At 70.7% G+C, this 9,823-nt stretch carries 9 protein-coding genes; 3 read left to right on the top strand and 6 right to left on the bottom strand.

What is annotated here, in order from left to right; all coding sequences use genetic code 11:
• Positions 1-56: 56 nt before the first annotated feature.
• Together rarD and groES are read right to left on the bottom strand one after the other, a co-directional pair.
• Positions 57-1,019, bottom strand: coding sequence for an EamA family transporter RarD (gene rarD, locus Q7F20_RS16360; RefSeq protein ID WP_305741130.1), 963 nt, complete (start codon positions 1,017-1,019; stop codon positions 57-59).
• A 134-nt stretch (positions 1,020-1,153) separates the two neighbouring features.
• Positions 1,154-1,450 (bottom strand): co-chaperone GroES, encoded by a 297-nt coding sequence (gene groES, locus Q7F20_RS16355; RefSeq protein WP_017885484.1) that lies wholly within the window; start codon positions 1,448-1,450, stop codon positions 1,154-1,156.
• A 162-nt stretch (positions 1,451-1,612) separates the two neighbouring features.
• Between groES and Q7F20_RS16350 the strand changes: the two genes are divergently transcribed.
• Both Q7F20_RS16350 and Q7F20_RS16345 read left to right on the top strand, forming a co-directional pair.
• Positions 1,613-2,812, top strand: coding sequence for a class I SAM-dependent methyltransferase (locus Q7F20_RS16350; protein WP_305741129.1), 1,200 nt, complete (start codon positions 1,613-1,615; stop codon positions 2,810-2,812).
• A 69-nt stretch (positions 2,813-2,881) separates the two neighbouring features.
• The gene (locus Q7F20_RS16345) at positions 2,882-4,558 is read left to right on the top strand and encodes an Ig-like domain-containing protein (protein ID WP_305741128.1); all 1,677 of its coding nucleotides are present in this window, start codon (positions 2,882-2,884) and stop codon (positions 4,556-4,558) included.
• Between the two features lie 328 nt (positions 4,559-4,886).
• Here Q7F20_RS16345 and Q7F20_RS16340 read toward each other — a convergent pair whose 3' ends face one another.
• The 4 genes from Q7F20_RS16340 to tsaB form a co-directional block, all read right to left on the bottom strand.
• Complete coding sequence (locus Q7F20_RS16340) at positions 4,887-5,681, bottom strand: DUF4190 domain-containing protein (RefSeq protein WP_305741127.1); 795 nt, start codon at positions 5,679-5,681, stop codon at positions 4,887-4,889.
• An 87-nt stretch (positions 5,682-5,768) separates the two neighbouring features.
• Complete coding sequence (gene tsaD / locus Q7F20_RS16335) at positions 5,769-6,818, bottom strand: tRNA (adenosine(37)-N6)-threonylcarbamoyltransferase complex transferase subunit TsaD (protein WP_305741126.1); 1,050 nt, start codon at positions 6,816-6,818, stop codon at positions 5,769-5,771.
• Complete coding sequence (rimI, locus tag Q7F20_RS16330; protein WP_305741125.1) at positions 6,811-7,335, bottom strand: ribosomal protein S18-alanine N-acetyltransferase; 525 nt, start codon at positions 7,333-7,335, stop codon at positions 6,811-6,813. The genes tsaD and rimI overlap by 8 nt, the downstream gene beginning before the upstream one ends.
• Entirely contained in the window at positions 7,332-7,958 is a 627-nt protein-coding gene (gene tsaB / locus Q7F20_RS16325) for a tRNA (adenosine(37)-N6)-threonylcarbamoyltransferase complex dimerization subunit type 1 TsaB (RefSeq protein WP_305741124.1), read from the bottom strand. Before tsaB ends, rimI begins: the two co-directional genes overlap by 4 nt.
• A 91-nt stretch (positions 7,959-8,049) precedes the next feature.
• Here tsaB and Q7F20_RS16320 point away from each other — a divergent pair.
• A partial coding sequence (locus Q7F20_RS16320) for a hypothetical protein (protein WP_305741123.1) occupies positions 8,050-9,823 on the top strand: 1,774 nt, incomplete at its 3' end.

The raw sequence follows: 9,823 nt of genomic DNA, 5'->3' as shown, positions 1-9,823 counted from the left end.
CGGCCGTCGCGTGGCGCGTGGGCGCGGCGCAGCCCTGGAGGCGCGGCTGGCGACCGTCAGGCCGGCTCGGCCGCGGTGGGCGCCACCGCCCGGCGCCGGGTTGCCCGAGCGGCCAGGAACGAGTCGGTCGTCAGGATGACCAGTGCCAGCCAGACGATCCCGAAGCCGATCCACCGGGCACCCGACATCGGCTCGTGCTGCACGACCACCCCGACGAGCAGCTGCATCACCGGCGCGAGGTACTGCGTCAGCCCGAGCGTGGACAGGCTCACCCGTCGGGCCGAGGACGCGAACAGCAGCAGCGGCACCGCCGTCGCGGGCCCGGTCAGCACCGTCACGAGGACGTGCACCCAGCCCTCGCTCGTGAACGTCACACCGCCGCCGAGGCCCGTCACCCCCATCACCACGAGAGCGACCACGGCGAGCGGCAGCAGCCACACGGTCTCGATCGTCAGACCGCTCAGTGCGTCGACCGTCCCGCCGACCCGCTTCTTCACGAGCCCGTACAACCCGAACGAGAACGCCAGCACGAGGGAGATCCACGGCATCTGCCCGTAGCCCACCGCGATGACGACGACGGCCACGATGCTGATGCCCACGGCGGTCCACTGCAGTGCACGGAGGCGCTCGCGGAGCACCACGACCCCGAGCGCGATCGTGACGAGCGGGTTGATGAAGTAGCCGAGCGCCGCCTCGACCGTGTGGCCCGTGGTCGTCGCCGCGACGTACACGGTCCAGTTCACCAGGATGAGCACCGCGGCGAGGCCCATGACGAGCATCACCCGGCGCTGGGCGATCAGGGAGCGGGTCCGGAGCCACGAGCGGGTGACGGCGATCGCGATCGCGCAGAACACCAGTCCGAAGACGATCCGCCAGGCGACGATCTCGAACGCCCCGGCGGGGGCCATCGCCGCGAAGAGCAGCGGCATGAGGCCCCACAGCCCGTAGGCGATGATCGCCTGGACGACGCCGACGGACGCCTCGCTGCGTGCCGGACGGGCCGGGAACGGTTCACTCACGGAACCATCCTAGGAACGGGGGCCGACGATGCGGGGCCGAGCCGCGCCTCCCGAACCCTGCGCAGCCTGGCTGCGGACGTGGGAACGCCCCGCCCGGCCGGAGCCGAACGGGGCGTTCTCGATGTGGACTGGGCTCAGTGCACGATGACGGCGAGGACATCGCGCGCCGAGAGGACGAGGAGGTCCTCGCCGGAGTACTTGACCTCGGTGCCGCCGTACTTCGAGTAGATGACCTTGTCACCCACGGCGACGTCGAGCGGGACGCGGTTGCCGTTGTCGTCGATGCGACCCGGGCCCACGGCGACGACCTCGCCCTCCTGGGGCTTCTCCTTCGCGGTGTCCGGGATGACCAGACCGGAAGCGGTGGTCTGCTCCGCCTCGACCTGGCGGATGACGATGCGATCCTCGAGCGGCTTGATGCTGACGGCCACGGTGACCTCTTCTTTCTCGGTACTGACTCGGTACAGATGGGAACCGTGTTGGCACTACGCACAGGAGAGTGCCAACGGGCCAACTCTAGAGCGTCGTTGGCACTCGGTCAATCCGAGTGCCAACGTCCGACCGGGCTCTCGGCGACCTGGGAGGATCGTCGGGTGGAAGCCGCCGATCTCGCCCAGTTGCTGACCCCCGAGGGGATGGCCGTGCTCGACCGTACCCCGGCCGTGTCCGACGGTGGTGAGATCGTCCGGGTCGTCTCGCGGCTGCGCTCCGAGGGGCACGATCCGGGCCTCGTCGCGGCGGTCCTCACGCAGGCGAAGCTGCGCCAGAAGGCGCGGGGGAAGTTCGGCGACTTCGCCTCCCGCATGCTCTTCACCGAGGCCGGCCTCGAGCAGGCGACCCGTCTGCAGGTCGCCGCCCAGCACGCCGGACGGTTCACCGCAGCGGGGCTCGCGCGCGTCGCGGACCTCGGGTGCGGCATCGGCGGGGACGCGATGGCGATGGCCGCGCTCGACCTCGAGGTCGTCGCGGTCGACCGTGACGAGGTCACCGCCGCCGTCGCCACGCACAACCTGTCGCTCTGGGACTCCGCCCGGGTCGAGCTCGGCGACGCGGCGACGTTCGACCTGTCGCGGGTGGACGGGGTCTGGATGGACCCGGCGCGCCGGACCTCGGGCCACACGAACACGAAGCGCCTCGCCGATCCGGACGACTGGTCCCCGTCGCTCGACACCGTGTTCGCCGCCGCCACGACCACCCCGACGGGCGTCAAGCTCGGCCCCGGGGTCGACCGGGACCTCATCCCCGACACCGCCGAGGCGCAGTGGACGTCCGTCGACCGCGAGGTCGTCGAACTCGCCCTCTGGTTCGGCCCCCTCGCCCGGCCCGGTGTGGCCCGTGCTGCGACCGTCATCGGGCCGCACGGGATCGCCGAGCTCACGGGCGCGTCCGACGCTCCGGACGAGCCCGTCGGTCCGCTCGGCGCCTACCTCTACGAGCCCGACGGGGCGGTCATCCGCGCGCGGCTCATCGGCGACCTCGCCCGGTCGATCGACGGCCGCATGCTGTCCGAGGGGATCGCGTACGTGACCTCGGACCGAGCCGTACCGACCCCGTTCGCGCAGGGCTTCCGCGTGCTCGACACGATGCCGCTCGACGTGAAGCAGCTCGCCGCGCGACTGGCGGCGGATGACATCGGGACCGTCGAGATCAAGAAGCGCGGGGTCGACGTCGACCCGGCGCAGTTCCGGAAGCGGTTGCGGCTGCGGGGAAGCGGTCGCATCACGCTCGTGCTCACCCGACTGGAGGGACGGCACACCGCGATCCTGTGCGAGCGGCTGGGCGTCTCGGGCTGAACACAGCGCAGTCATGATGCATGCAGTATTCTGTGCGTAACATTCTGGTTTCCCAACCAGAAAGAAGCCATGAAGCGCTCCATCCTCACCTCCTGCACCGTCGGTGTGCTCGGCCTCGCCCTCGTCGGTCCGACCTCGATCGCTCATGCCGCTGAGAACGCGGCACCCGCGGCGACGTCCCGGACGGCCCCGGACGCGCAGCACGAGCTGGCCATCGTCACGAAGACCTTCCTCCCGGGCGAGAAAGTCACGGTGACCGGCTCCGCCAACCCCGGCCAGCGGGTCTCGGTGCACTTCGCCAACCCCGATCACCCGAACGACCTCCAATCTGCCACCGCTGCGGCGGACGGTTCGTGGACGGCGACGAGTTCGACCTGGGTGCAGACCGCGGCGGACCTCACGGTCACGGCGCAGAGCGCTTCCGACGCGGTCGAGCAGACCCTGACCGCGATCGAGCGCATCCTGACCGTCGACACGCAGTCGTACCGCGCTGGCGAGGTTGCCACCGTCGGCGGCACCGCCAACCCCGGCGTGTTCGTGGTGGTGAACCTGCCCGGTACGTGGAACGAGTCCGACAACGGACGCGTGACGGCGGATCGCTCGGGCCGCTGGAGCTTCACCGGGAAGGTCCCCGTCCACGACCGGAACGCCGTCGTGCGGGTGTCGACCGGGTTCGGGGACTTCAGCAAGACGGTCGAGAAGACGCTGACGGCGAGTGAGCTGACGCTCAGCGTCGACACCACCACGTACGTGGCCGGCCTCCCCGTCACCCTGGAGGGCTCCGCAGATCCCGGTGCCACGGTCAGCGCACGCTTCTCCGGCGACGGTCCGAACTCGGACAGCGCGGTGGTCGGAGGCGACGGCCGGTGGAGTCTGACCAGCCGCTTCCCCGTCACGGAGGAGCAGAGCACGAAGGTCGCGGTCACGAGCCGGAGTGGGGAAACGGAGCGCGCTGTCGAGCACACGCTCACCGCGGTCGCGCCGACGCTCGAGGTCGGCACGACGACCTACCGTCCAGGACAGCTCGTGACGATCTCCGGCCGGGCGGAACCGAACACGCGGGTGAGCGCGCGGTTCGCCGGCCATGACGGGCCGAACGCCGCCATCACCGATGCGGATCCGGACGGGAAGTGGAGCATCACCAGCCCGTTCCCGGTGACAGAACGCCCGACGACGACGGTCGTGGTGAAGACCGCCTTCGGAGGCACCGGGAAGACCGTCGAGCAGCAGCTCACCGCGGAGACCGCCGTCGCGCCGATCACCGTCACCACGACGACCTTCGTCAAGGGACAGAAGCAGAAGATCGAAGGCACCGCTCAACCTGGCGCACGCGTCGACGTCTACGCCGGGTCGAAGTACCTCATGAACGTCACCGCCAACGCATCCGGCAAGTGGAACTACACCACCGGTTCAGCCATCACCGGCGACACCTTCACCCGCACGCTCAAGAGCGCCGGCACTGACGACGTCACCTTCACCCTGACTGCCGGACAGGCGACCGTCGCACCCATCACCGTCACCACGACGACGTTCGTGCGCGGGCAGAAGCAGCAGATCGAAGGCACCGCCCAGCCCGGCGCCCGCGTGAACGTCTACTCCGGCAACGCGTACGAGACGAAGGCCGTGGCGGACGCCGCCGGGAAGTGGTCCTACACCACGGCGACCGCCCTCGCGGAGGACTCCTACACCCGCACCGTGCAGTCGGACGGCGCAGACCTCCTGACCTTCACCCTGCAGTCGCGATGACGCAGGCCTGAACTCGCGCTGCTCGAGCCCCGGGGCCACGATCGTGGCCCCGGGGCTCCCCCACCCCCCCCCCGCCGCGCCGCCCCCGCCGCCCCCCCCCCGCGCGGCCCCCCCCCCCCCCCCCCCCCCCCCCCCCCGGGACTCCGCCGTCTCTCCCCCGACGGGTTGCCCAGTGCGACGTCGGCATGCCGCAGGGCCGGTACCTGCGGCACCGCAGCGGGTGCTCTCGGCGCGGGCACGTGCTCCGCACGACGAACGTCACCCCGACCACCGCGATCGGTGGTTCGGGGTGACGTGGGCTGTGGGGACGGGTCGTCGGGGACGCGCGTCAGCCGATGAAGGCGCCGGAGCCGTAGTCGTCGTTGTACGAGTAGGTGCTCCCCACCGAGGCGAACAGCGCGATGATCCACAGGATCCACACGCCGGTCATCACCCAGCCGGCGATGACACCCGTCAGGGCCAGACCGCGACCGCCCTCACCGGTCTGCTTGATGCGCCCGAGGGCGAGGTGACCGAGGATCGCACCCGCCGGGCCGAGCAGGATCGCCATGAAGAAGAACGGGACGGCACCGAGGCCGAACACGATCGCGAGGATCGCCATCGTGTTCGTCTTCGGGCGCTGTGCGTAGGGCTGGTACCCGGCCGCCGCGTAGGGATTCTGCTGCGGAGCGGCGTACGGGTTCTGCGGCGCCGCGTACGGGTTCTGCTGCTGCGAGGCGCCGTAGGGGTTCTGCTGGCCGGAGGCGGCGTACGGGTTCTGCGGGGCGCCGTAGGGGTTCTGCTGGCCGGGCGCAGCGTAGGGGTTCTGCTGCGGAGCGGCGTACGGGTTCTGCGGCGCCGCGTACGGGTTCTGCTGCTGCGGCGCCGCGTACGGGTTCTGCGGAGCGGTGGAGCCCTCGGACACACCCTGCGCCGACGCACCCTGCCCGGACTGCGCCCACGGGTCGTTCGGCGCCGCTGCGGGCGCCTCGGGAGCGGACGCACCGTACTGCTGCGGCTGCCCGGCCCCCGGCTCACCGGACCCCGACTGCCCGGACTCCGACTGGGCCGCACCCGACGGCACCGACGACGCACCGCCGTCCGGCGTCTCGCCCGGCTTCGGCCACTGGTTCTGATCGGACACCGTCCACCCCTCTCGGCACGGCGTTCGACGTGCCCTGTGAATCCTCCCACAGACACCCGGCGTGAGACCGGGCAGCGTCTGCGCGCGTCAGACCTGGACGGTCGTCACCGGCAGCGTCGAGTCCGCCGCGATCCCGAGGTCACTCGGCGCGTGTCCCTCGGCGACCAACCGCGCACCGATCGCCGCGATCATCGCGCCGTTGTCCGTGCAGAGGTCGAACGGCGGGATCCGCAACGACACCCCGGCGGCCGCGCACCGCTCGATCGCGACGGCGCGCAGCCGGGCGTTCGCCACGACGCCCCCGCCGAGCAGGAGCCGGTCGACGCCGGTGTCGCGGCACGCGTTCAGCGCCTTCGTCAGGAGCACGTCGACCACCGCCTCGCGGAAGGAGGCCGCAACGTCGGCGACGGGGACCTCGCGCCCCTCGTCGCGGCACTTCTCGACCCATCGCGCGACCGCGGTCTTCAGCCCGGAGAACGAGAAGTCGTAGCGATGCGCTGCCATGTCCTTCGGCAGGGTGAGTCCGCGGGGGAACCGGATCGCCGTCGGGTCACCGTCGGCCGCCGCCTTGTCGATCTGCGGCCCACCCGGGTACGGCAGGCCGAGCAGCCGGGCGACCTTGTCGAACGCCTCGCCCGCCGCGTCGTCGATGGTCTCGCCGAGCAGTTCGACGTCGCCGACGAGGTCCCGCACGAGGAGGAGCGACGTGTGTCCGCCCGAGACGAGCAGTGCGACCGTCGGGAGTTCGATCTCCGAACCGTCCGAACGGAGCACGTCGGCGCCGACGTGTCCGACGAGGTGGTTCACGCCGTACAGCGGTTTGCCCGTCGCGACCGCGAGCGCCTTGGCCGCACCGACCCCGACCATGAGCGCTCCCGCGAGCCCCGGCCCCGCGGTGACCGCGACGGCGTCGAGCTCGTCGAGCGTCACGCCCGCCTGCGACAGCGCAGCGGTGAGCGTCGGCGTCATGGCCTCGAGGTGCGCCCGCGCCGCGACCTCGGGGACGACGCCGCCGTACCGCGCGTGCTCCTCCATGCTCGAGGCGATGACGTTCGCGAGCAGGGTGTTCCCACGGACGATCCCGACGCCGGTCTCGTCGCAGCTCGTCTCGATGCCGAGCACGAGTGGTTCAGCCATCGAGTGCCTCCTGTCCGATCGGTCCCGGCCCGGCGATCGGGACGAGTTCCGCACGCATGACCCACGCGTCGACGCCGTCCGGCTGGTAGTAGCGGGGACGGACGGCGATCCGTTCGAAGCCGAAGGCGGTGTACATCGCCTGGGCCACGGGGTTGTCGGCACGCACCTCGAGGAAGACCTCGCGCACGCCACGACGCCGCGCCTCGTCGAGGAGCTCCGTGAAGAGCACCCGCCCGATGCCCCTCCCCCGGTGGTCCGCCGAGACCGCGATGGTCTGGACGTCGGCGACGGGGTTCCCCGCGAGCGACGAGAGTCCGGCGTACCCGACGACCGTCGGCGCCCCGCCCTCGGTCGTCTCGACGACGACGTAGTACCCGTGCGGCGAGTACAGCTCGCCGGACATCTGCGACGCCGACCACGCGTCCGTCGGGAACGACGAGTGTTCGAGCCACATGATGTCGTCGAGGTCCTGCGGGTGAGCGCGCCGCAACCGCAGCCCGTCGGGGAGGGCCGTCACCGGACGACCCGCTTCGGGGCTCCCGGCATCGTCACGTCGGGGTCGCGCAGGTAGAGCGGGGTGTCGTCCGCGAAGGGCGCACCGGAGGTGAGCCGGTCGGCGGCGAGCGAGCCGAGCCTCCAGGCCGGTACGGACAGGGCCGTCACCCGGTCCCAGCTCACGGCGTCGGGCCAGGAGGCGCGGATCGCCTCGTCGAGGTCCGCCGGCTTGGCGAGTCCGGGACCCGCCACGCGCGTGCCGGCTTGGTCGTACGCGCTCCAGTAGACCTCGCGCCTCCGCGCGTCCGTCAGGACGGCGAACGGACCGGAGCGGTCCTGGTCGGCCGCGATCGCGTCGTGACTGACCAGCGGGAGGAACGGTATGCCGCGCGCAGCGGCGAAGGTCCGGGCGGCTGCGATGCCGACGCGGAGGCCGGTGAACGGCCCGGGGCCCATGCCTGCGACGACACCCGAGACGTCGGCGGGGGTGATGCGGGCCGCGTCGAGGACCTCGGCGAGGAAGGGGCCGATGACCTCGGCATGTCGACGGGAGTCGTCCGTGCTGCGCTCGGCCAGGGCCGCACCGCTCTCGGGGTCGACGAGGGCGACGGACGTCCCGGCGGAGGTGTCGATCGCGAGCAGCACCCGTCCATCGTAGGCGGTCTATTGCATCGTGCCGGTATGCGTACAGAACCAGTGAAATACGGTGTTCCAGCTTCCGATCGAAAGGATCACCGTGTTCCGGAACCGTTCTTCCCGCACCTGCATCGCCGCTGTCGTCGGCGCCTCCGTCGCCTTCGGCGCCGTCGGGATCTCCGTGCCAGCCGCCGCCTCGCAGCCGGTGGGATCGACGCAGCACGCACGCGCAACTCTCGTGATCACGAGTCCCGATGAGTTCGTACCCGGCGCACCGCCAACCCTGACAGGGAAGGCCTATCCCGGCGAACTCGTCAAGATCTCGCTCCCGTCCTTCGAGCGGACCCAGGTGAAGGCCGATTCGAACGGCGACTGGTCCTACCAGGTCGAGAGCGTGTGGGATGCCGCTCCGCACAGCGTGACCTTCACGGGGCAGTTCGACACGATCAAGAAGACCTTCGTCCCGGTCGGGTCGAAAGCGTTCGCCGTGACGAGCTCGGACTCCTTCACCCCGGGAGCCGCCCCGACGATCGTCGGGACCGGTGCCATCGGCGACCAGTTGCGCATCGTGCTACCCGGCTTCGCGAACAGCACCGTGGTAGCCGTGCGAGCGGACGGCTCCTGGAGCTACACCCCGGACGAGCACTGGGACGCCCGGCCGTACCGGGTCACGTTCGCGTCCTTGCTCACCGGCGTCGATGCCGCGCACGCCTTCATCCCGGTGGGCTCGAAGCCCCTCGCGTTCGGAGGCCCAGACGCGTTCACCCCGGGCGACGCCATCACCCTGACCGGGACCGGCGCGATCGGCGACAGCATCGAAGTCACGTCGATCGCGGGATCGTTGGGCCGGACGGAGGTGGGTACGGACGGCACCTGGTCACTCGAACCACAGCAGACCTGGGCAGACGTCTCCTACCCCCTCACTGTACGCGGCTCGCTGACGGGCGCTTCGGCGGACCGCACCTACCGACCCGGCGCGTCGAAGCCGTTCGCGATCGGCGGCGATGACCAGTTCACTCCCGGCGAGCAGATCTCGATCAGCGGGACCGGAGCAGTGGGCGACCGCGTGGAGGTGACGCTGCCGACGTTCCACAGCGAGGTGGTCGAGGTCGGTGACGATGGAACCTGGACGGCCGACTTCGAGGTGCCCTGGGCCGCGGTCCCCCACCGTGTCGAGGCCGTTGTCGTCGGTGGCCAGGACCGTACGTCGAAGACCTTCGTCCCGGTGGGCTCGAAGCCGTTCGCGGTGAGCGCAGCGAGGACCTTCGTCCCCGGTGAGGACATCGTCCTCACCGGCACCGGAGCGATCGGTGCGGACATCGTGATCACGTTCCCCGACTTCTCAACCGGAACCGCCGAGGTCGAGGACGACGCGGAGTGGTCCTACACGATCGCCGGCGGCTGGGACGCGAAGGAGCGAACGCTCGAGTTCGCCTCTGGGATCACGGGCGAGCGAACGACCGAGACCTTCACGCCGGAGAGCACCGCAGTCGCGCCGATCACGGTGACGACGAAGACGTTCACCACGGGGCAGAAGCAGAAGATCGAAGGCACCGCCCAGCCCGGCGCCCGCGTCAACGTCTACTCCGGAACCAAGTACCTCATGAGCGTCACCGCTGACGAGGACGGCAACTGGAACTACACCACCGGCGCCGCCATCACCGACGCCACCTTCACCCGCACCCTCAAGTCCACCGGCACCGACGACACCACCTTCACGCTGACGGCCGAGGAGAACGAGACCGCGCCGATCACGGTGACGACGAAGACGTTCACCACGGGGCAGAAGCAGAAGATCGAAGGCACCGCCCAGCCCGGCGCCCGCGTCAACGTCTACTCCGGAACCAAGTACCTCATGAACGTCACCGCCGACG

It is taken from the genome of Curtobacterium sp. A7_M15, from assembly GCF_030705415.1.
In the GTDB taxonomy this organism is placed as follows: Bacteria; Actinomycetota; Actinomycetes; order Actinomycetales; family Microbacteriaceae; genus Curtobacterium.
Note: the sequence above shows the minus strand (reverse complement) of the source record. Positions and strands in the feature narration are given on the sequence as shown.

Coding starts and splice junctions, on each gene's coding strand:
- Q7F20_RS16345 (WP_305741128.1), top strand. CDS start 2,882: ATGAAGCGCTCCATCCTCACCTCCTGCACCGTCGGTGTGCTCGGCCTC.
- tsaD (WP_305741126.1), bottom strand. CDS start 6,818: ATGGCTGAACCACTCGTGCTCGGCATCGAGACGAGCTGCGACGAGACC.